Annotated in this window: 21 protein-coding genes and 1 tRNA gene; 17 read left to right on the forward strand and 5 right to left on the reverse strand. The window is 69.1% G+C overall.

Annotation, left to right across the window (positions count from 1 at the left end):
* Positions 1-6: 6 nt before the first annotated feature.
* The 8 genes from J4N02_RS06895 (at position 7) to J4N02_RS06930 (ending at position 8,137) form a co-directional block, all read left to right on the forward strand.
* The gene (locus J4N02_RS06895; protein ID WP_182818815.1) at positions 7-927 is read left to right on the forward strand and encodes a carbohydrate kinase family protein; all 921 of its coding nucleotides are present in this window, start codon (positions 7-9) and stop codon (positions 925-927) included.
* Positions 924-2,360: an MFS transporter gene (locus tag J4N02_RS06900; RefSeq protein ID WP_182818813.1), complete on the forward strand. Its 1,437-nt coding sequence runs from the start codon at positions 924-926 to the stop codon at positions 2,358-2,360. Before J4N02_RS06895 ends, J4N02_RS06900 begins: the two co-directional genes overlap by 4 nt.
* Positions 2,357-3,298 (forward strand): nucleoside hydrolase, encoded by a 942-nt coding sequence (locus tag J4N02_RS06905; RefSeq protein ID WP_188334769.1) that lies wholly within the window; start codon positions 2,357-2,359, stop codon positions 3,296-3,298. Before J4N02_RS06900 ends, J4N02_RS06905 begins: the two co-directional genes overlap by 4 nt.
* Positions 3,299-3,361: 63 nt before the next feature.
* Positions 3,362-4,303: a ribokinase gene (locus tag J4N02_RS06910; protein ID WP_188334770.1), complete on the forward strand. Its 942-nt coding sequence runs from the start codon at positions 3,362-3,364 to the stop codon at positions 4,301-4,303.
* A 1,358-nt stretch (positions 4,304-5,661) separates the two neighbouring features.
* On the forward strand, positions 5,662-6,456 hold the full coding sequence (locus J4N02_RS06915) for a hypothetical protein (protein ID WP_188334771.1): 795 nt from the start codon (positions 5,662-5,664) through the stop codon (positions 6,454-6,456).
* Between the two features lie 152 nt (positions 6,457-6,608).
* Positions 6,609-7,043, forward strand: a complete 435-nt coding sequence (locus J4N02_RS06920) for a hypothetical protein (protein WP_188334772.1) — start codon at positions 6,609-6,611, stop codon at positions 7,041-7,043.
* 240 nt (positions 7,044-7,283) lie between these two features.
* Positions 7,284-7,568 (forward strand): transposase, encoded by a 285-nt coding sequence (locus tag J4N02_RS06925; protein ID WP_208091165.1) that lies wholly within the window; start codon positions 7,284-7,286, stop codon positions 7,566-7,568.
* Positions 7,565-8,137 (forward strand): IS3 family transposase, encoded by a 573-nt coding sequence (locus tag J4N02_RS06930; RefSeq protein WP_188334819.1) that lies wholly within the window; start codon positions 7,565-7,567, stop codon positions 8,135-8,137. The genes J4N02_RS06925 and J4N02_RS06930 overlap by 4 nt, the downstream gene beginning before the upstream one ends.
* Here J4N02_RS06930 and J4N02_RS06935 read toward each other — a convergent pair.
* The 4 genes from J4N02_RS06935 to J4N02_RS06950 all read right to left on the reverse strand — a co-directional run bounded on the left by J4N02_RS06935 (position 8,050) and on the right by J4N02_RS06950 (position 13,818).
* Positions 8,050-9,159, reverse strand: a complete 1,110-nt coding sequence (locus J4N02_RS06935) for a PLP-dependent cysteine synthase family protein (protein ID WP_188334820.1) — start codon at positions 9,157-9,159, stop codon at positions 8,050-8,052. The two genes, J4N02_RS06930 and J4N02_RS06935, sit on opposite strands and share 88 nt — an antisense overlap.
* A 21-nt stretch (positions 9,160-9,180) precedes the next feature.
* Positions 9,181-11,187 carry a beta-galactosidase gene (locus J4N02_RS06940; RefSeq protein ID WP_188334821.1) on the reverse strand — a complete coding sequence of 669 codons (2,007 nt, stop codon included), beginning with the start codon at positions 11,185-11,187 and terminating at the stop codon, positions 9,181-9,183.
* A gap of 40 nt (positions 11,188-11,227) precedes the next feature.
* Positions 11,228-12,106, reverse strand: a complete 879-nt coding sequence (locus J4N02_RS06945; RefSeq protein ID WP_223202768.1) for a DUF2510 domain-containing protein — start codon at positions 12,104-12,106, stop codon at positions 11,228-11,230.
* A gap of 77 nt (positions 12,107-12,183) precedes the next feature.
* Positions 12,184-13,818 carry an IS1634 family transposase gene (locus J4N02_RS06950; RefSeq protein WP_208091028.1) on the reverse strand — a complete coding sequence of 545 codons (1,635 nt, stop codon included), beginning with the start codon at positions 13,816-13,818 and terminating at the stop codon, positions 12,184-12,186.
* 383 nt (positions 13,819-14,201) lie between these two features.
* Between J4N02_RS06950 and J4N02_RS06955 the strand changes: the two genes are divergently transcribed.
* The 4 genes from J4N02_RS06955 to J4N02_RS06970 all read left to right on the forward strand — a co-directional run bounded on the left by J4N02_RS06955 (position 14,202) and on the right by J4N02_RS06970 (position 16,834).
* On the forward strand, positions 14,202-15,047 hold the full coding sequence (locus J4N02_RS06955) for a MetQ/NlpA family ABC transporter substrate-binding protein (RefSeq protein ID WP_243760895.1): 846 nt from the start codon (positions 14,202-14,204) through the stop codon (positions 15,045-15,047).
* A 15-nt stretch (positions 15,048-15,062) separates the two neighbouring features.
* Entirely contained in the window at positions 15,063-16,046 is a 984-nt protein-coding gene (locus tag J4N02_RS06960) for a methionine ABC transporter ATP-binding protein (RefSeq protein WP_182814888.1), read from the forward strand.
* On the forward strand, positions 16,043-16,714 hold the full coding sequence (locus tag J4N02_RS06965; RefSeq protein WP_182814887.1) for a methionine ABC transporter permease: 672 nt from the start codon (positions 16,043-16,045) through the stop codon (positions 16,712-16,714). The genes J4N02_RS06960 and J4N02_RS06965 overlap by 4 nt, the downstream gene beginning before the upstream one ends.
* Before the next feature lie 43 nt (positions 16,715-16,757).
* Positions 16,758-16,834: transfer RNA gene (locus tag J4N02_RS06970), tRNA-Ile, on the forward strand.
* A 140-nt stretch (positions 16,835-16,974) separates the two neighbouring features.
* On the opposite strand, the gene J4N02_RS06975 is transcribed toward J4N02_RS06970, so the two are convergent.
* A complete protein-coding gene (locus J4N02_RS06975; protein WP_188333431.1) occupies positions 16,975-17,376 on the reverse strand; it encodes a CdaR family transcriptional regulator in 402 nt (133 codons plus the stop codon).
* On the opposite strand from J4N02_RS06975, the gene J4N02_RS06980 reads away from it, so the two are divergent.
* From J4N02_RS06980 to J4N02_RS07000, 5 genes are read left to right on the forward strand one after another with little or no spacing between them, the layout of a single operon-like run.
* On the forward strand, positions 17,350-17,520 hold the full coding sequence (locus tag J4N02_RS06980) for a hypothetical protein (RefSeq protein WP_188333430.1): 171 nt from the start codon (positions 17,350-17,352) through the stop codon (positions 17,518-17,520). The two genes, J4N02_RS06975 and J4N02_RS06980, sit on opposite strands and share 27 nt — an antisense overlap.
* A gap of 17 nt (positions 17,521-17,537) precedes the next feature.
* The gene (locus tag J4N02_RS06985) at positions 17,538-18,701 is read left to right on the forward strand and encodes a glycerate kinase (protein WP_188333429.1); all 1,164 of its coding nucleotides are present in this window, start codon (positions 17,538-17,540) and stop codon (positions 18,699-18,701) included.
* A gap of 39 nt (positions 18,702-18,740) precedes the next feature.
* Positions 18,741-19,823, forward strand: a complete 1,083-nt coding sequence (locus J4N02_RS06990; RefSeq protein ID WP_188333428.1) for an aminotransferase class V-fold PLP-dependent enzyme — start codon at positions 18,741-18,743, stop codon at positions 19,821-19,823.
* A 48-nt stretch (positions 19,824-19,871) separates the two neighbouring features.
* Complete coding sequence (locus J4N02_RS06995; RefSeq protein WP_188333427.1) at positions 19,872-20,660, forward strand: NAD(P)-dependent oxidoreductase; 789 nt, start codon at positions 19,872-19,874, stop codon at positions 20,658-20,660.
* A complete protein-coding gene (locus J4N02_RS07000; protein WP_188333426.1) occupies positions 20,660-21,703 on the forward strand; it encodes a tocopherol cyclase family protein in 1,044 nt (347 codons plus the stop codon). The genes J4N02_RS06995 and J4N02_RS07000 overlap by 1 nt, the downstream gene beginning before the upstream one ends.
* The last annotated feature ends 24 nt before the right edge of the window (positions 21,704-21,727 follow it).

The following is a 21,727-nucleotide window of genomic DNA, read 5'->3' on the forward strand; positions in this document are numbered from 1 at the left end:
AGTCTCATGCTCGGCGTTGTAGGCGACGTCGTTCAGGACGTCGTTGTGTGGCAGATGGAGGAAGTGCGCTACGCCACCGATACCAAGTCTGAAGTCATGATGCAGCGGGGCGGCTCGGCGGCCAATGTGGCCGCCTTCGCCGCACCGCGGTATCCCACGCGGTTCATCGGGTGCGTTGGTGACGACCTAGGTGGAGTTGTCCTCACCACAGAACTCGAGCAGCGAGGTGTGGATGTCCGGATGCAGGTCCGCGACACGACCGGGATGATCGTCGTCCTTATTGACCAACACGGCGAACGACTGATGTTCCCCAGCCGCGGTGCGAGCGCACGACTCGAGGCGGTGGACCCCGCTTGGCTGGACGACCTTGAGATCCTGCACATCACGGCCTACTCCTTCGAGGGTGGCAGCACCGCCCAGAGCGTGAAGGAAGCAGTGCGTGAGGTGAAGCGTCGCGGCGGCAAGGTGTCCATGGATGTCTCCTCGACCGGCATGATCGACCACTTCGGGATCCCGGCCTTCTTGGACCTCATGGTCGAGTGCCACCCGGACTTCATCTCGGCCAACCGTGACGAAAGCCTCTACCTGGGACTTGCCGATGGGGAAACCCCCGGCCCCAACCTTGTGAGGTTCGCTGACGCGGTCTTGCTGGCTCGTCAAGGCAAGCACTCGACCAACATCTTCCAACACGGCAAACACCTGGCCAGCGTCCCCGTGAAGCCGGTGGACGACGTGCGGGACATGACAGGTGCCGGTGACGCATTCAACGCAGGCTTCTTGTCGTCCTACCTCTCCAACGAAGGAGACCTCGTCGCGAGCTGCTTGGCCGGGCATGCCCTGTCAGCGCGTGTGCTCGCCTGCCCGGGGGCCAATGAGCCCCCCTTCGAACCGCAGGGTGTCGACACCCAGAAGGAGGCGCTGGCATGACGACACAAGCCAACGTCGAACAGAACAAGCTGCCAACCTCGGCAGTCCTCCCCATCGTCCTGGCGCTGTTGGTGGCGATCTTCGCCTTCCAGCTCAACGCCTCGATGCTGTCACCGGCCCTGGCCACGATGGAACGAGAGCTCAACGCCACGACGGCCGAGATCGGCCTCACCCAAACCGCATTCTTCACCGCGGCGGCGCTGTTCTCGCTCTTCCTTCCGCGTTGGGGTGACCTGATCGGCCGTCGCAAGGTCCTGATCGGGATGTTGGCCATCACCGCGATCGGGTGTGCCATCTCCGCGATGGCCCCCTCGGTCACCGTCCTGTTCATCGGCCGGGTCATTCAGGGTGTTGCCGGCCCGATCGTGCCGATGAGCTTGATCATGCTGCGCGTCGAGGTTCCCAACGAGCGCCAATACGCCCTCCTGATGGCGGTCTTGACCTCCATCAACGGCGGTATCGCTGGCGTCGACGCCCTTGCCGGCGGATGGCTTGCTGCCAACTATGGGTTCCGGTCGATCTTCTGGGTCATGGCTGTGGTCTGCGCCATCGCAGTGTTCTCGGTGCTGTTCTTCATCCGGGAGTCCACCGCTGAGGAGACCCACCCGATGGACTGGAAGGGCGTCATCCCCTTGGTGGTGGCGCTCGGCAGCACGCTCGTGGCCCTCAATGAGGCTGGCAAGCTCGGTGCCGCCAACTGGCTCCTCGTCGGTGCACTCCTGGTCGTGGGTGCCATCGGGTTCGTCGTCTTCTGGAACGTCGAGAAGCGCGTGGCCCACCCGCTGGTGTCGACCACCTACATGAAGCAACGCCGCACGTGGGCACTGCTGCTCACCACGACGTTGACGATGACCGGTGTGTTCGCCGTCATGAACGGGTTGATCCCCAACCTGGCCCAGGACTCAACGGTGGGTGCCGGACTGTCGGCAGACACCGTCTCGTGGGTGACCCTCACCCCGTACGCCTTCGCCGGGCTCCTGATGGGGCCAGTCGCAGGCAAGTTGGCAGGACGCCTCGGCTACAACCGAGTCCTCCAGATCGGCCTGATCGGTACCGCGATCGGCCTGGGCATCACCATGCTCGCGGCCAACTTCCCCCACCAACTGCTGTTCCTGTTCATTTCCATCTTCGTCGGCATCACCTACGCAGGAATGAGCAACATCATGCTGAACGGACTCGGCATCGTCCTGAGCCCCAAGGACAACCCCGGCTATCTCCCTGGCATGAACTCGGGGGCGTTCAACCTCGGTGCCGGCCTCAGCTTCGCGGTGCTGTTCGCCGCATCAACCCTGTTCACCGACGTGGCCGGTGCACGCGCCGGCTACATGGGTGGCATCGCAACCGGCGCGGTCATCCTCGTACTGGCCTTCCTGTCCTCACTCCTCATCCCCAAGCCCGCAGAGCTCGACGCCAAGGAGGCGAACCAACCATGACCCGAAAGACCATCCTTGACTGTGACCCAGGCCACGACGACGCGATCGCGATGATCCTGGCCGCCGGCAATCCCGCCATCGACCTATTGGGAATCACCACGGTGGGCGGCAACCAAACCCTGAGCAAGGTCACCCACAACACGCTCAGCGTGGCCCGGGTGGCCCGCATGAGCGATGTGCCCGTCCACGCAGGGTGCGCCCGGCCCCTGGTCCGTGAAGTCGAGGTCGCCGAGGGCATCCACGGCCACAGCGGCCTGGATGGCGTCGAGCTACCCGAACCGATCAGCCAGATCGGCTCCCGCCACGCTGTCGACTACATCATCGACACCATCATGGAGAACGAGCCCGGCACGGTCACCCTCGTTCCCACCGGACCGTTGACCAACATCGCCCTCGCGGTCCGCAAGGAACCCCGCATCGCCGAGCGCGTGCAGGAAGTCGTCCTGATGGGCGGCGGCTACCACACCGGGAACTGGAGCGCCACAGCGGAGTTCAACATCATCGTGGACCCCGAGGCCGCCCACATCGTGTTCAACGAGAAGTGGCCGCTCACCATGGTTGGCCTCGACCTGACCCACCAGGCGCTGGCCACCCCCGAGGTGGAGGAGAAGATCAAGGCGATCGGCTCTGAGTGCAGCGAGTTCGTCCTCGGACTGTTCGCCTTCTTCCGCAAGGCCTACAAGGAAGCCCAGGGGTTCGAGCACCCACCGGTCCACGACCCCTGCACCGTGGCGTACCTCATCGACCCCACGATCGTCACCACGCAGAAGGTCCCCCTGGACGTCGAACTCCACGGGGAACTCACCCTCGGCATGACAGTGGCCGACTTCCGCGCGCCCGCGCCCGAAGGCTGCACCACCCAGGTGGCCGTCGACCTCGACCACGAACGCTTCTGGAACCTCGTCATCCAAGCCATCGAAGCCGTCGAGACCCGGTAATGAAGGCAGGGGGTGCGGCCAGACAGCGGCCGCACCCCCGACCCGTCCCAAGGAGACCTGCCCATGAACACCCAAACGGCCCCCAAACGGATCCTGGTCATCGGATCCATCAATGTTGATGTCACCATCCGTACGCAACGCATCCCCACCGCCGGCGAAACCATCCACGGTCGAGGCCCAGAAATCTTCCCCGGCGGCAAGGGCGCCAACCAAGCAGTCGCCGCCGCGAAACTCGGCGCAACCGTCACCATGGCCGGGGCCGTTGGCGACGATCCCTACGCCGACGCCGCGCTCCAGGGGCTCACCACCTCCGGCGTCGACCTGCACTACCTGCTGAAAGTCCCCGGACCCAGCGGAATGGCATTCATCACCGTCGACGATGACGGCAACAACATGATCGTTGTCACCCCAGGCGCGAATGCCACCATGAACGCAATGCGAATGGACCAGCTCAGAACAGAGATCACCACATCCGACCTCATCGTCCTCCAAGGAGAAATCCCCATCGACGGCCTCAGCCGAGCCATCGAACTCGCAAACCACCGCGTCGTCCTCAACCTTGCACCAGTCGTAGACCTGCCCAGCTACCTGCTCAGCAGAGCTGACCCACTCATCGTCAACGAGCACGAAGGCAGACTCGCCCTCGGCGTCATGACCGGAACCGATCCCGACGCATCCCTGAGCGACGAGGACGTACTCCAGCGCCTGATCGAGCACGGGGTTCGCTCCGTCATCATGACGCGAGGGGAACAAGGAGCCCTCGTTGCCGACCGCGACGGGGTTGCGGCGGTCCCAAGCCCTAAAGTCAAAGTCGTCGACACCACCGGAGCAGGGGACGCGTTCGTGGGCGCAACCGTTGCAGCTTTGGCCGAGGGAAGCACCCTCATCGATGCGGCCCGATTCGCTGCCCGCGTTGGCGCCTACGCCTGCACCGGACGCGGCGCACAACCCTCCTACCCCGACTCTGCATCACCCCTGCCAGACCAGAGACAAGGAGCACTCTGAACTCCAACCAGCCGTGAACGGGACTGTCAGAGAAACGGTGGGTGGCGGTCTGGGGTCTATCGCAGGAACGGTGTAACTGGCCCTACGGCCCGGTTGGGCAGAAGGGGTCATGAGGGACTGCTGCACGGATAGGTGACACCGAGTCTGTGGTGCTGTGAGGTGCTACAGGAGAGGATGTGCACCATGCCCAAGCCCTATCAGAAGAGTTCCGTGACGATGTCGACCCGGTCGCCCGGCAGCGTGGGGAGGGGGGTGACGATCAGCAGATCGCGAAGGACTTCGGGATCTCGGAGCCCTGTCTGACGAACTGGATGGCCCAGGCCGACCGGGACGCCGGATTCACGACGGCCCCGAGCGCGAAGAGCTGGCCGAGTTGCGCGAGGCCAAACGGCGCATCCGCTTGCTGAAGATCTCAAATGGACGCGTCTTGGCTTTCTGGTGAACTCAGGTTAATGCAATGAGCGATCTTGAGAATGGGCATGCGGCGGAGGTGTCTCCAGTCCAGCCGGATCAGTGGGTGATTGATTTTGGGAATCACTCAACTGAAGCTTCGTCGGCTCGGAAGGTGCTTGATGAGGCATCGGCTCCCCATCCGGTGAGTGGCGTCGGTTCGCCGGTGCCCCCTGAGTTGGTTGACGAGTTGGGGCGAACCTGGCACGTGGAGGGAGCTGTCGCACAAGTGAGGCGGCTAGGTGTTCAGTGGAGCCCAGCGATGTCGTGGTCACGTCGGCGGAGGGCGAGAGCAGGGCCGTGCCCAGTGTGCGGCCGGGGGGTGATGCGCACGCGAGTGGGTTGCTGGGTCCCGGTGGTCTGGAGGATTGCCCGATGGCTCCTCCGTAGTGAAGCCTCCGCGTTCGTCGTCGACGTGTTCACCCGCAGGATCCTGGGGTGGCGGGTCACCATCAGCCGACACGCGCACCTGGTGATCGATGCCATCCACCAAGCCGACCAGATGCGTCGGCTTGCCGGCGCCACTTGGGAGCGCGGCCAGTGACCCATCACTCCGATAGTGAAAGTGGATAGCCTGTAGGCGTTGGTGGCCCCTGTTAGGGTGGCCGGGGCTGTACCGACTTTGGTACCGACCATCCCCGAAACAGCGACAGGTGGGGGTGGCTAGGGGTGATGTTCGGTAGGGGGTCTTTTGAGCGTGGCGACTAGGGGAGACGACATCCTCCGATGGGTGCTGGGTGGTGTCGACCGTCCAGTCAGAGGGTTACTGGTTCGAGTCCAGTCGGGGCACCCAACCAAAACCGCTACCACAAGGAGAAACGCCCCTGAGGGGTTGGTAGCGGGGGAGCATTGGGGGAGGATTTCAGCCCCCTTGGTCAAGGTGAGACGCCCGGAAGGGACCGCACGCCATGACCACCAACACCTGCACGAACACCCGCTGTGACCGACCGGCCACGCACGCCGTCGAGTTCCTGCGCTCGTCTCCGATTGACCCGACGCCGTTCACCCGGTTGCAGTGCGAGACGCACGCCCGGAGCAACGTTGAGCAGCTCGGGGCGACCATGACCGACCTGCCCGGCGTCGAGGCGGACGCCCGGCCGGTCGTCGAGGGTGACGCCTTCCTCGACGCGGCCCGCGCCTATGTGGCTCGCTGGCGCACCGTGTCCCGGTTCACCGGCGCCGAACCCGTCGGCGAGGCGGGTGCCGTCCGGGTCTGGTACGTCGGCCCGTCGGCCGCTCGGGCCCGTGACGGGCAGCCGATCGAGGCCGAGTTCTGTGAGGTCGTGGGCGCCTGGGAGCTGGCCCGCGAGCTGGCGCCCGAATCCGGCGGAGTCGAGGCGGTCACCCGGTGCGCTGGGTGCGGGCACGACGTGGATGAGCACCTGAACGGCCGCGCCGAGTGCGTGGTGTGCGACTGCGGGGGCGTCGAGGTCGAGCCGGACTGGGCTGAACTGCTGCGCCTCACCCGTAACCGCCTGTTGGCCGAGCTCGTGAGCACCGATGTTGCTCGGGTCGGGCTGTCGGTCGAGCAGGCCGCAGAACGCGCCCGGATCGCCCCTGAGACGCTCGCGCGGCGTCTGGCGGGGGAGACCTTCACCATGTCCGAGTTGGGCGGGCTGGCGGACGTGTGCGGCGTCCGGGCGTCGACGTGGATCACGTCCGTAGACAACACGCTCGCCGACGCACGTAAGGTGCAGGCATGAACCGCGTCTGTGTCGGGGCTGTCGTCGGGGCCCTGTTGCTGCTCGGGGGATGCGCGGGTGCCCCCGACAGCGAGCCAACTGTCGCGCCGCCCTCACTCGGCGTAGTCCCCGAGCAGGACCGAACCCCCGAACCAAGCCCCACGCCTACCGGGGTGTCGCTCGCGCCGTCGCCAACCCCGATCCCCGGCACCAAGCTCTACCCCGGTTCGACGCCGGGAACCGTCCAGGGGGAAGGCGGTCGACTCGTGCGCTTCGTGCCTGCCGATCCGGCCCAGTCATTCGAGTGTCGGCCACTCACGGACGCCGAACGCTTCAGGGCGGAAAACTCCGACTCGGGGCAGTCGCCCGTTTGGTCTCGTCGATCGGCCGCGATCGACTTGTCTGAGGAAGGTTTCGCGGTGGTCGCGTACTGGCACCGGGATTTCGATGGCAAGGTCGTGCCGATGGGGCTGGTGACAGGCGGCGGCCGGTTCTCGAATCTGTACCCCGGTTGGCGTGGGAGCCACACCCTTGCAGGAGTGGCGTTCGCCGACGGGCCGAAGGTGTTCGACGCGGCCCTCGCCTGCATCGGTGCGCCGCCGCAGTAAGGCAGGGGACAAGAACGCCCCCACCCCCGAGATTCGAGGGTGGGGGCGTTCGCTTTGCTCAGGCGTATCGGAGCTTCTGCCAGGTTGCGTTCCCGACGAGCCCATCGCCGATCAGTCCGACACGGCTCTGATACCACACGATCGCGGTGTGCGACGCGTTGCCGAGGATTGAGATGAGGGATTGTTTCCGGACCAAGAGCCCCCACCGGTAGAATCCGTGGGAGAAATGGAAGGGATCGAATGACCCGGAAGAAGTTCAGCCCGGAATTCAAGGCGGAGGCGGTTCGTGCGGTGATTGAGTCGTCGCGGACTGTTGCCGAGGTCGCGCGTGATCATGGTATCGGCTCGGAAACACTCAGGAATTGGGTGAATGCGTATCGGCGGGACCACCCGGATGAGTTACCGGAGATCAGCGAACCGGAGCGTGCTGAACTGGCACGGTTGCGTAAAGAGGTCCGCGAGTTGAAGGCCGAGCGGGATTTCCTGGGAAAAGCGGCGGCCTTCTTCGCCAAAGAGTTCCGGTGACCGCGAAGTACGCGTTCATCAACAGCGAAGAAGGCAACTACTCGATCCGGAGCATGTGTCGGTGGGCGAGGGTGTCGCGGGCCGGCTACTACGAGTGGCTCAACCGGCCGGTCTCGGTGACCCAGCGGTGGCGCGACGAGCTCGGCGACTTCATCGAGGTCCTGTTCGCCGACTCCGACGCCACCTACGGCTACCGACGGATCCATGCCGCCTTGGTGCGGGCAGGCAGGCCGTGTGACCCGCAGACGGTGCGTGCGATCATGGCCGAGCGCGGCTTGGTGGCTTGTCAGCCGCGCCGCAGCGGGCCCAGGACCACGATCCCGGCTGACGCGAAGGATCTGCCGGATCTGGTCAACAGGGACTTCACCGCCGACGAGCCCGGGCTCAAGCTGGTCGGCGACATCACCTATGTGCCGACCTGGGCGGGCATGGCGTTCACCGCGTTCGTCATGCTCCTCCCGCGGAGCGATGACCACCGCGCTCAGGAACGCGGGAACACGGCCTCCAGCTCGTCCAGCCAGGGCTGCAGGTCCCAGCCCTGGCCCGCCACCCAGTCCCGGTCGAAGTAGGAGTGCCCGTACCGCTCGCCGGAGTCGCACAGCAGGGTGACGATCGAGCCGGTCTCGCCGCGGGCCAGCATGTCCTGCACGATCCGGGCCACCGCGATGAGGTTCGTCCCCGTGGACGCCCCGACCCGGCGTCCGAGGCGCTCGGAGAGGAAGTGGGCACCGGCGACCGAGGCGGCGTCCGGGACCCGGATCATCCGGTCGACGATGGCCGGGATGAAGGACGGCTCGATCTGGGGGCGTCCGATGCCCTCGATGCGGCTGGAGCCCTCGACCCGACAGCCCGGGTCGTGGTCGGCCCACCCGTCGAAGAACGCCGAGTTCTCGACGTCGGCCACGCACAGCCGGGTGGCGAGGCGGCGGTACCGGAAGTAGCGGCCCAGGGTCGCGCTGGTGCCGCCCGTGCCGGCCGCCACGACCAGCCACGCGGGCACCGGGTGCGGCTCGTCGGCCATCTGCCGCAGGATCGACTCGGCGATGTTGTTGTGGCCGCGCCAGTCGGTGGCGCGCTCGGCGTAGGTGAACTGGTCCAGGAAGTGCCCGCCGAGCTCGGATGCCAACCGTTGCGACGCGGCGCACATCTCGTCGGCGGTGTCGACGAAGTGGCAGGTCCCGCCCTGGGCCTCGATGAGGCGGATCTTCTCCACGCTCGTGCTGCGCGGCATGACCGCGATGAAGGGCAGCCCCAGCACGCGGGCGAAGTGCGCCTCCGACACCGCGGTCGACCCCGAGGACGCCTCCACGACCGGCATGCCCGGCGCCAGCCAGCCATTGACGAGGGCATACATGAACAGCGAGCGCGCCAGTCGGTGCTTGAGGCTGCCCGTCAGGTGGGTGGACTCGTCCTTGAGGTAGAGGTCGATGCCCCAGCGCTCGGGCAGCGGGATGCGCACCAGGTGGGTGTCGGCCGAACGCTGGGCGTCGGCGTCCAGACGCCGGATGCTCTCGACCAGCCACGCGCGCAGGGCGGGGTCGTGGCGGTCGAGGTCCTCGAGGTCGTCCAGGTGCGGGGTCCGGGCTGCCATGACAGGCAGCCTAGGCCCCGCTCAGCCGATGCGGACGACCGCGGTCTGCCAGGCAGGGACGACCAGGCGCGGGCCGACGGGGGTGTCGGTGAGGAGCTCGTGCCCGGCGACCTCGACCTCGGCCTCGCCGTCGGAGTGGTTGATCGCGATCACGTGGTCGCCGCGGCGGACCAGCTCGAGCGCCCCCGTCCACGGGGCCACCGGGCCGATGCCGGCCTCGGACAGCACCTGCGCGAGCAACGACCGCTGGGTGTCGGCGGCGAGGTCGGCCGAGACGTACCAGGCCCGGCCGACCCCGGCGGGGCGCACCGTGACGGCCGGCTTGCCGTCGAGCAGTCCGCCCGGGCTGGACGCGTAGGCCAGGACGACCGTCGTCGCGTCGTCGACCACGGTGAGGTCCTCCGCCCAGCTGCTGACGGTCGACCCGTCGGACAGCGTGACGGACTGCCCCGGCCGCAGCGGCACGAACTCCTCCGACCGGACGCCCACGAGGTCGCGCAACGCCCCGGGGTAGCCGCCCAGGCGGACGCGGTCGTCCTCGTCGACGATCCCCGAGAACGACGTCACCACCACGTTCGCGCCGCGCTCGGCGGCGTCCGCGATGGCTGTCGCCGTGGCGTCGGTGACGAGGTACAGCCCGGGCACCACGACGAGGTCGTACCGGCCGAGGTCGGCGTCCGGCCCGACGACGTCCACGCCCACGTTCGACCGCCACAGGGGCTCGTACCAGGCCAGCACGGCGTCGCGGTAGCGCCAGTCCTGCCGCGGGTGCGCATCCTGCTCGGACGCCCACCAGCTCTGGTAGTCGAACAGGACGGCCACCCGGTTGTCGGAGCGCTGGCCCAGCAGGGGCGTGAGCCCGGCCAGCCGGGCGCCCTCCTGGCACACCTCGCGGAACACCCGCGAGTCCGGGCCCGCGTGGGGGACCATCGCCGAGTGGAACTTCTCCGCCCCGGCCGCGGACGCCCGCCACTGGAAGTACGAGATGGAGTCGGCCCCGCGCGCCACGGCGGCGAGGCTGTTGCGCCACAGCTGGCCGGGCACCTTCGGGGTGTTGACCCGGCCCCAGTTCACCGCCGACGTGGACTGCTCCATCAGCATCCAGGGCTCCCCGCGCGCGCACCCGCGGGTGAGGTCGGCGGAGAAGGCGAGGACGACCTCGGGCTCGTCGGACGACTCGTCGAGGTAGTGGTCGTTGCTGACCAGGTCCTGCTCGGGGCCCCAGCGCCAGTAGTCCATCCACTTCGTGTTGGGTCCGACCATGAAGTTAGTGGTGACCGGGACACCCGGGGTCACCTCCCGCAGGACCTCCCGCTCGGCGACGTACTGGGCGAGCAGTTCGTCGCTGCTGAAGCGCGCGAAGTCGAGCGCCTGCGTGGGGTTGCCGAACGTCGGGGCCAGGCGCGGCGGCTCGACCTGGTCGAACGAGGCGTAGCGCTGCGACCAGAAGTCGGTGCCCCACGCCCGGTTGAGCTCGTCGACCGTGCCGTACCGCTGGGTGAGCCAGCGGCGGAACTCGTTCGCGGAGGTGGGGCAGAAGCAGTGCGCGTTGTGGCACCCGTACTCGTTGCTGACGTGCCAGGCGGCGAGCGCGGGGTGGTCGCGGTAGTGCTCGGCGATGCGCCGGGCCAGGCGCGTGGCGTACCCCATGAACACGCGCGACGAGGGGCACCACGACTGGCGGGCGCCGAACTCCAGCACGCTCCCGGCCGCGTCGACGGGGAGCACCTCCGGGTGGGCGCGGACCAGCCACGGCGGCGGGGAGGCCGTCCCCGTCGCGAGGCAGACCGCGATGCCGTGGGCGTGGAGCAGGTCCATCAGCTCGTCGTACGGGGAGAAGTCGAACCGGCCGTTCTCCGGCTCGACCCGCGCCCACATGAAGATGCCCAGCGACACGATGGTCACCCCGGCCTTCTGCATCAGGGCCACGTCCTCCTGCCAGACCTCGCGGTCCCACTGGTCGGGGTTGTAGTCGGCGCCGTATCCGAACCGCGGGTGGCCGCCCGGCCACTTCACCCAGGACGTCATCGTGTCTGTGTCTCTCCTTCGTGGGTCCGGCGGCCGGGCCTCAGGCAGGGCCGACCGAGTTGAGGATGTCGTCGATCGTCGCGCGCCCCTCGACGTCCTGGGTGCCCACGAGGGTGACCACGACGGAGGGGGTTTCGCCGCCGGCGTCCACGACCACGACCGTCAGTTCGTCGACCGACTCGTGCAGTCCCACCGTGCCGGTGACCATCCACCCGTCGAGGCCGCCGACGCTGACCGGGGTGGAGGTCTGCGACAGCGGGTGCGGGATCGCCGCGTCGAGGAGGGCGATCGACCACACGTAGTGGGCGGCCTCCTCCAGGCTCGTGGTGGGCAGGGGCGAGACGCCGAGGGTGACCGACATCGTCTGGTCGACCGAGGTGGCGGCCTGCGCGCAGGTCAGCCAGGTGAGGCCGTCGACGAGGGTCCAGTCGTCGGGCAGCGCCAGCGTCAGCTGGCCGTCGGTCAGCGACGCGGCGTCGGACGCCGGCTCGGGACAGACGTCGTCCACCGCCGGCGGGGTCTCGGGAATGGTGGGGTAGGGCTCCGGCTTCTGCACGGGGGGCGACTCGGGTGCGGCCGTGACCGGCGGGAGCTGGGGGAGGGGCGACTGCGTCGTCGGCGACGCGGGCACGGTCATGGGCGTCGAGGGCCGGGGCGAGGGGGCGACCGGCGGGACGCCCGTCCCCGGCGTGGTCTCGCGGGTGCCGAGCAGCCCGGCGCTGAGGCCGAACCCGACGGCCACCACCAGCCCGGCGACCAGCACGAGGGCCACCCAGGGCCACACGCCGCGGCGCCTGCCACCCGCCGGGGGAACGCTCCCGGCACCGCCGTGGACGTTCTCCGTCCACCGGGTGCCGTCCCACCAACGGAGGCGCTCGGGCGTCCCGTCGGGGTCGGCGTACCAGCCGGGTTGGGGCATCGGACTCACTACTTCCTGCTCACGTTGGCACCATCGTAGGTCGGCACGGCAATCCGACCTGAGTTGGGTCAAGCGGCTTAGTGCCTTGAGCTGGCTTGTTTGAGGTCGTCAAGGACGGCCTGCTCGTCGTCGCCGAGGGCTGGTGGCAGGGTCTGGATAGCGCCGTTGGCCTGGATCGTTGCTGAACGCAGCGGACGGAGTTGGCGCAGGACTCGACGTAGCGACAGGCCGGTCCGGTCCTGGACGGTGCGGCCGATGGCTAGGGCGGTGAACACGATGGTCAGGTGCGCCTCGATGGAGTCGCGTCGTCTGGCGAACAGTGGGCGGGCCCTCAGGTCACTCTTGGACATCCTGAAGGAGTGCTCCACGTGCCACAGGTCGGCATAGGAGCTGATCACCTCGGCAGCGGGCAGCACCGTGGCCGGGATGTTGGTGACCAGGCCTTTGAGTCCTGCCAACCGCCGGGCTCGGGCCAGCGCGGCTTCGTCCAGGACCAGTCCGTCGGTCTGTGTCTTGACGAACCTGGGCGTCCGGGCTGGTTTGTCCCCCTCGATCGCTGCCCGGGCCCGGTTCTCCTGGGCGGTGAGGGTCTTGTTGTCCCGGGCGAACCGCTTGGCCGAGTAGGACCACACCGCCCGCCACGAGTTGCGGTGCTGCTCGGGGTCCCAGACCGGCTCGCGACGCTTGGCGGTGTCGTTGTCGGTGTTCTTGCCGACCTTGGGGGTCAGGGTGTCGATGACCTGGCCGTCGGTGAACACATCCCCGTGCCAGCGGAAGTGGGAGGCCAGGTCGATCGGGGCCTTGGTGGTCTTGGACCCGACGATGAAGGTGTGCCCGGCCTGATCCAGGGCCTTCAAATTGGCAGCCGACAGCATCCCGGCGTCAGCGACCACGACCAAGTCCTCGATCTCGTGCCGGGCGGCGAAGGCCTCGATGATCGGCACGATCGTGTGCGTCTCGGCCTTGTTGCCCTCCCAGCACCCGATCTCCAACGGGAAACCGTGCCGGTCGACCAGCAGACCGACGATGATCTGCGGGTCGACCCGGCGTTCCTTGGAGTAGCCGACCTTGCGCAGGGCATCTTCCTCAGCGGCTTCGAAGTGCAGCGTGGTCACGTCGTACAGGCACAACGACACATCCCCGCTGGCCCGGGCCTGCTCGAAGCACAGTTTGGCGACCTGGTCGCGGTAGGCCCCGTCCTGGCATCGGCCCAACGTGCGCTTGCGCGTCGACAGGCTGGCCGCGGTCCGACCCAGGTCTGCCAGCACCCGGTCCACGTCCAGCAGGCTGGTCGGCTCCACCACCCGCGCGATGACCAGGTCGCGGAACACCTCATCGTCCAGGACGTCGAAACCCAGGTCGGTGTACACCCCGGCCAACGCCTCATACAGCAACGCCGAGGACGTTCGCAGCACACGAGGCGCGGCCACCACCGGGCGCCGCACCGGGCCCTTGACCTGCTCCCCGAACAGCGTCTCGGCCGGGGCCGGCACCATCGCGGCCCAAGGAACTGGCAGCGACAGCCCCAGATCCAACTGCCCCTGGGCATCGTCCTGGAGCAGCTTGCTGGCCTGGGCCATCAGCAGCCCAAGCTCGGCCTCATCGTGCGCCGACCCCACGTGCCGCACGATGCGACGTCGACCACCCACCGACTCAGCGATCTGCACCGCGGTCGCCCCCGAGGCCGTCCGCACCCGCCGAATCCACGCCATGCCCCGATCCTAGAGTCCCGCTTAGTGCCTAAACGAAGCACCAAGCCACGGCATCACCGCAAGTCACGGCCCCTACCGATGCAAGAATCGCCGAACGGTGACCCAACTCAGGTCCGAGGGGCGGACGGATTATGAGTCCTCGTCACCAGTCGGGCTAGCCTGTGCGCCATGGGTCAGATCATCTCCGCGGCGAACGCCGTCATGATGATGCCCACGTGCTGTCGGCGAATGTGCGCCTGACAGCACGGATCCGGTCGCTCCCCGGGAGGGTCGAGCGAACCTGTCCGGTGAACCCTGCAGCCTTCGCTCGCGGTTCCGTGCTGTCGGCCTGTGTTCCAGCCAGCCCACGAAGACGAAATGAGAGAAGAGCCATGTTCCGCCGTGTGACCACCACCGTTGCCACCCTCCTCGCCGCCGGCCTCGTGCTGAGCGGCTGCGGCGCCACCCAGAGCGGGACGCCGGGTGCCGCCGCCGACACCTCCGAGCCCCTGCGCATCATCGCCGACGTCACCCCCCACGCCGTCCTGCTCGAGGAGGCCGAGAAGCAGGGCCTGCTCGGCGACGTGGAGATCGACGTCACCGAGATCTCGGGCGACATCGACCCCAACCAGCTCGTCAACGCGGGTGACCTCGACGCCAACTTCTTCCAGCACGTGCCCTACCTCAACGACTGGAACGCCCAGCACGACGGCGCCGACCTCGTCGCCCTCGCGCCGGTCCACGTCGAGCCGCTCGGCCTCTACTCCGAGAAGGTCACGCTCGACAGCGTCCCGGACGGTGCGGTCATCGCCATCCCGGCCGACGCCACCAACCAGGCCCGCGCCCTGTTCCTGATCGCCGACGCCGGCCTCATCACCCTCGACGTGAAGGCCGACGACGAGGGCCTCGACTACAGCCAGATCACCCCCGAGACCAACGTCACGGGCAACCCCAAGAACATCTCCTGGCTGAAGATCGACCGCCCGCAGCTGGCCGCCACGCTGAAGGACCCGAAGGTCACCCTCTCGATCATCAACGGCAACTACGCCCTCGAGGCCGGGCTCACCCCGGCGTCCGACGCCCTGAAGCTGGAGTCGGCCGACAACAACCCCTACGCCAACGTGCTGGTGGTCAAGGAGGCCCTCAAGGACGACCCGCGCGTGGTGAAGGTCAACGAGGCGCTGACCAGCCCCGAGCTGCAGAAGTTCATCGAGGACACCTTCAAGGGCTCCGTCCTCCCCGCCAAGTGATCGGCTGAACCACTCGTGATCGAGGTCACCTCACTGACGAAGGTCTACGGCACCGGTGACGGCGCCGTGACTGCGGTCGACGACGTCTCGCTGAGCGTCCCGGCCGGCCAGGTCTTCGGGATCCTGGGCCGGTCGGGCGCCGGCAAGACGACCCTCATGCGCTGTCTGACGGCGCTCGAGCGCCCCACGTCGGGGAGCGTGACCATCGGCGAGCTCAACCTCACCGAGCTGACGGCGTCCGGGCTGCGCAAGGCCCGCCACCGGATGGGCATGATCTTCCAGCACTTCAACCTGCTGGGCAGCCGGACCGCCGCCGACAACATCGCCTTCCCCCTCGAGGTGCAGGGCGTGCCCGCCGCCGAGCGGCGCAAGCGGGTCGCCGAACTCATCGAGCTCGTCGGCCTGCAGGGGCGCGAGCACGCGTTCCCGTCGCAGCTGTCGGGCGGGCAGAAGCAGCGCGTCGGCATCGCCCGCGCGCTCGCGGCCCATCCCGACGTGCTGTTCTGCGACGAGGCCACCTCGGCGCTCGACCCGGCCACCACCGAGCAGATCCTCGACCTGCTCAAGGAGATCAACCGGAAGACCGGGGTCACGATCGTGCTGATCACGCACGAGTCCGAGGTCGTGCGCCGCATCTGCGACGCGGCCGCGCTGATGGCGTCCGGTCGCGTCGTCGAGCAGGGGCCGCTGCTGGAGCTGCTGGCCGACCCCGACTCCCAGCTGGCCGACATCCTCCTGCCGGTCGGCGACGCCTCGCTCGACCCCGACCACACCTCCGTCGTGCTCGGTTTCGCGCACGGCGGCACCACCGAGCCGGTCATCTCGGGGCTGACCCGCCGCTTCGGGCTCGACGTGTCGATCCTGGGCGGCGCGGTCGAGACCGTGGCCGGGCAGAAGGTCGGACGCCTGCGGGTCGCGTTCTCGCACCCCGACGGCTCCTACGACAAGGATGCCGTGGCCGCCTACCTCGCCGAGCATGAAGTGAGCGTGCACCTGTGACCCAGAAGACGTGGATCGAAGCCCTACCCGAACTGCTCGGTGCGCTGGGGGAGACCGCCTGGATGGTCGGCTGGTCCTTCCTCATCGTGGTGCTGCTCGGCACGGCCGTGGGGGTGCTGCTGCGCCTGTGGGCGTCCGACGGCCTCGTGCCCTCGCGGGGGCTCTACGCCGTGGTGGGCGCCGTGGTGAACATCGCCCGCTCGCTGCCGTTCCTGATCCTGATGATCGCGCTCATCGGGTTCACCCGCTGGCTGGTCGGCACCGCCTACGGGCCCACGCCGGCCATCGTGCCGCTGGCCGTCGGCGCCATCCCCTTCTACGCCCGCGTGGTCGAGGCCGCGCTGCGTGAGGTCGCGCCCGGCAAGATCGAGGCGGCCCAGGTCATGGGCGCCACCACCTGGGACATCGTCCGCAAGGTGCTGCTGCCCGAGTCGCTGCCCGGGCTGGTCGCGGGCGCGACACTTACCCTGGTCACGCTGATCGGCTACTCGACGATGGCCGGCGTCATCGGCGGCGGCGGCGTGGGTGACTTCGCCATCCGGTACGGGTACCAGCGCTTCAACGAGCCCGTGCTGCTCATGTCGGTGGTCGTGCTGATCATCATCGTCCAGCTCGTGCAGTCGATCGGCGACTGGCTCGTCTCCCGTATGGCCCACCGCCGCGGCTGACGCCGCACCTCGCTCCGGCTGCCGGTAGGGTGGCCCGCGGTCGGGGGCGTTAGCTCAGCCGGTCAGAGCAGGGGACTCATAATCCCTGGGTCGCGGGTTCGAGCCCCGCACGCCCCACCATCCGACGTGTATTGCCTCGGTTGAAGCTTGACGTTCGAGCTTCGGCTGAGGCTCTACTCGTTTTCGGGTGATGCCTGTCGGCTGTTCCGGTTGATGTCTGACACTGCCTTCGGTGACCCGGCAGACGGTCATGACCGAGTTCAGGGTCGACTGAGGAACTCCACGGCCAACTGGAACAGCATCCCGTCGGCGCGCGAGCGCGGGTTCAGGCCGGTCACGGCCTGGAGCCGGTCGAGCCGGCCCCCAAGGGTGTTCTTGTGCATGAAGAGCGCGTCGGCCGCCTGCTGGAGCGCCCCGTCGTGGGCGTAGTACACGCGCAGCACCTCGACCCAGCGGGGGAGTGCGGTCTCGGGGACACCACGGAACACCCGGGCCAGGAACGCCTGTCGGGCCTCCGGGGTCACCTCGCCGAGGACCAGCTCGAGGGCGATCTCGCCGTACCAGAGCACGGGCTCGCCCCGGCGTCCGGCGGCCTGCAGCGCCTTCTCGGCCTGGGCGAAGCCGTGGCTGACGTCGTGCGTCTCGTCCGCGACCCCGCTCACGAGGATGACCCCCAGGGCGCGCCCCAGCTCCTGGTCGAGGGCGCGCAGGTGCTCGGCGACGGCGTCCGCGGGGGTCCCGGCGTCACCCTGATCATGGGTATGGTGTCGATCATCTTCATCTGGATCCTGTCGCTGATCCTCTGAGGCCAGGGAGTCCCCGCATGCGCAAGGTCGTCCTCATCCCCGACTCCTTCAAGGGGACCATGTCCTCGTCCGAGATCTGCTCGATCATGGCCGCGGCGATCGGCCGGCACGTCCCGGACGCCGGGGTGGTCCAGCTGCCCGTGGCCGATGGGGGCGAGGGGAGCGTGGACGCGTTCCTCGCCGCCGTCGGAGGGGAGCGGGTCACGACCACGGTCACGGGCCCATTCGCCGGTGAGCCGGTCGAGGCGTTCTACGGCCGGCTCCCCGACGGCACCGCCGTCATCGAGATGGCAGCCGCCGCCGGATTGCCGCTCGTCGACGGCCGCCAGGCGCCCGACCGCACCACCACCCACGGCGTCGGCGGGCTCATGCTCGCCGCCGCCCGGGCGGGGGCCCGGCACCTCATCGTCGGTGCCGGGGGCAGCGCCACCAACGACCTCGGGATGGGTGCGGCCGCAGCCCTCGGCGTCCGGTTCGTGGACGCCGAGGGCGGGGCCTTCGTGCCCACCGGCGGGACGATCAACAAGATCGCGCGGATCGACGCGAGCGGCCTCGATCCGGCCGTCGCCGCCTGCCGGGTGACGGTCATGTGCGACATCGACAACCCCTTGCACGGCGAGCGGGGGGCCGCCCACGTGTTCGGTCCGCAGAAGGGGGCCACGCCCGAGCTGGTGGCCGAGCTCGACCGGCAGCTGGTCCTCGGCGCCCAACTGATCGAGCGCGACCTGGGGGTGTCGATCGCCGACGTCCCCGGGGCCGGCGCGGCAGGGGGGCTGGCCGGGGGGCTCATGGCCTTCGTCGGGGCCGAACTCCGGCAGGGGATCGACGTGGTCCTCGACGCGGTCGACTTCGAGGCGGTCCTCGACGGGGTCGACCTCGTCTTCACCGGCGAGGGGAAGATCGATTCCCAGTCCCTGTCGGGCAAGGTCGTGGTCGGGGTCGGGCGGCGGGCCGCGCCGCTGGGCGTCCCGGTCGTGGCGGTGGTGGGGGACATCGCCGACGGCTTCGAACCGGTCTACGACGAGGGCGTCACCGCCGTGTTCAGCATCAACAACCTGGCCATCGACTTCCCCCGCGCCAAGCTCCGCGCGCGCCAGGATCTCGCGCTCACCATGGACTCGATCCTCCGGTTCTCGCGGGCCCTCGGCCGGGTCGCACCCCCGACGGCCGAGCCGGGCTAGGCTGGCGCGCGGTCGGAGCAGCCCACCCGAAGGAGCGCCATGCGACACCACGAGTTCTCGGTCGTCTACACCGACCGCGCCCTGCATCACGCCGCCCCCGAGTTCATGGCCGCGCTCAGCGACACCGTCGACATCCTGCGGTCCGCCTACTCCGCGCCCCACGCCACCGTCGTGCCAGGCACCGGGACCGCCGGCATGGAGTCCGTCGCCCGCCAGTTCGCCACCGGACGCCGGGTGCTGATCCTCCAGAACGGCCTGTTCTCCTACCGGTGGCGGCAGATCCTGGACGCCTCAGGTGCGGCCGCCGAGTACCGGGTGCTGTGCGCCCGGCAGGGCGACGACCGCGGCTGGTCGCCGGCCCCGCTGGACGAGGTGCTCGCCGAGATCGAGGCCTTCGCGCCCGACGTCGTGTGCGCCGCCCAGGTCGAGACATCGGCCGGCATCCTCCTGCCGCCGGAGTACATCGCCGCCGTGGGTGCCGCCACCCGTGCAGCCGGCGGGCTGTTCGTGCTGGACGCCATCGCCGCCGGCTGCCTGTGGACGGACCTCGGCGCCACCGACGTCGACGTCCTGATCAGCGCGCCCCAGAAGACCTGGGGCGGCAGCCCCTGCGGTGCGTTCGTCGTGATGTCCGACCGCGCCCGCGCCCGGCTTGCCCCGTCGACCACCTTCAGCGGGGACCTGTCCGCGTGGCTGCGGGTGAGCGAGAACGCCGAGAAGGGCGTGGCCGACTACCACGCGACCATGCCGACCGACACCATCGCCAGGAACGTCGCGGTGATGCAGGAGGTCCGCGCCGAAGGCTTCACCCGCTGCACCGACCTGCAGGGGGAGCTCGGCCGCAAGGCCCGGGCCGCGCTGGAGCAGCGAGGCTTCGCCTCGGTCGCCGCGGACGGGGCCCAGGCGCCCAGCGTGGTCGTCTCTTACGCCGAGGCCGCCGACATGGTCGCGCGCCTCGACGCCGCCGGCATCCGCGTCTCCGCCGGAGTGCCGCTGCACTGCGGTGAGGGCGCCGACTTCCGCACCTTCCGCATCGGGCTGTTCGGCCTCACCAAGCTGCGCGACATCGACGGCACCGTCGCCGACCTGTCGGCTGCACTGGACGCCGCTGCCGCTGGGTGACCCCCCGGCGCCTTGATCTCGGGGTGACGAGCCGAAACGATGGAGCGCATGGCAGACGAGCAACGACGCAGGGTCCTGATCACCGGCGCGACGGGCGGGATCGGGCGCCTCCTTGAGGAACGCCTGGCCGGCGACTACGACGTAGTCCCCCACGGGCGGACACCGAGGAAGCCCGAGCACGAGCAGACGCTGCGGCGAGCCGACTTGGAGGACTATGGCGAGGTCCTGGCGCTCATGGACGGCATCGACACCGTGGTGCACCTGGCCGGGGCGGCGTCCCCGGAGTCGACGTGGGACGACGTGCTCGGACCCAACATCATCGGCCTGCGCAACGTGCTGGAGGCCTGCCGGGAGGCCGGCGTCCGCCGCGTGGTGTACGCCTCGTCGAACCACGCCATGGGCATGTACGACCGTCATGAGGACTGGCCGGTCTACCCGCACCACCTGCCGCGCCCCGACTCTCTCTACGGGGTGAGCAAGGTGTTCGGCGAGACGCTGGGCCGGTTCTACCACGAGGAGCACGGGCTGGAGTTCATCGCGCTGCGCATCGGCTGGGTCACCCCCGACCCGACCGAGACCGACGAGGACATCCTCCACGCGATGTGGCTCAGCGAGGACGACACCGAGCGCGTCTTCCGCCGGGCCATCGAGGCCGACTGCCCCTTCGGGCTCTTCTACGCGATCTCCGACAACCCCAACCGCCGGTGGAGCATGACGAACACCATGCTCGACCTCGGCTACCGGCCCCAGGACGACTGGACCCAGCTGCCCGGCGCCGACGAGGAGGTCGTCGAGGGCGGCGCCGCGGTGCGCGACACCTGGCCCGAGGGTTCGTGATGGGGGTCCCGGACGCCGTGCGCTCGATCCTGTCCCGCTACCGGGCCACCGGCGCCGACCTGCCCTTCGGCGACCCGACCCGCGCCCACGGGGTCGACATGGAGGGCTACTTCTGGCGGTTCACCGACGTCGGCTCCGGACGTGTCCTGATCGCGCTCATCGGCGTCAACCGTTCCCCACGCGGGCCGTGGGCCACCATCGGGGTGGCGACCTCGCCGGGGGACGGCGTCCCGGCACGCCTCGTCACGCACGCCCTCGACGGTGCCTGGGCCGACCCGGACGCCGTGGGCGCGCGCTCCGACGACGCCTTCGTCGGTGACGACCGCCGCCTGCGCGTGGACGTGCCAGGCGCCCACCTCGACCTGGTCATCTCCGAACCCTGGCGGTGGCCGCACCGGGCCTTCGGGGGGTCCAGCGTCTTCCAGACGGTGCCCGGCCTGAACCAGTACTGGCACCCGTGGCTCCTGGGCGGGACGGCGTCCGGGTCGGTAGAAGTGGACGGCGACCGCTGGCAGCTCACCGGTGCCCAGGTCTATGGGGAGAAGAACTGGGGGAGGGGCGGGTTCCCCGAGAGCTGGTGGTGGGGCCAGGCCCAGGGGTTCGCGGACGCCGACGCCTGCGTCGCCTTCGCCGGCGGCGAGGTGTACGCCGGGCCGCTCCGGACGGAGGTCACCGGGCTCGTCGTGCGCCTGCCCGGCGGGCGCGTCGTGCGCCTCGGCAACCCCGGCACCTCTCCGGTACGGGCGCGGGTGGCCGACGACACGTGGACCCTGCGCGGCCGCGGCGGGGGCTGGTTCATCGAGGTGGGCGCCCACGCGCCCCTCGAGCAGGCCCACGTCCTGCCCGTCCCGTTGCCCGCCGAGCACCGGAACACGCCCGGGGCCCTCGAACACCTCTCCGGCGAGCTCGCCGTGACCGTGCGTCGGCACGGTTCGCTGGTGTGGCAGGGGAGCAGCCGGCTGGCCGGCCTGGAGCACGGCGGGCTGGCCCGCACCGAGGCCGAGCTCGCCCGCCGCGGAGGGGAGCCCTCACCCCGTCCGTGACGCCCTGACCCCGTAGGGTGCAGC

Source organism: Propioniciclava sp. MC1595, from assembly GCF_017569205.1.
Lineage (GTDB): Bacteria > Actinomycetota > Actinomycetes > Propionibacteriales > Propionibacteriaceae > Propioniciclava.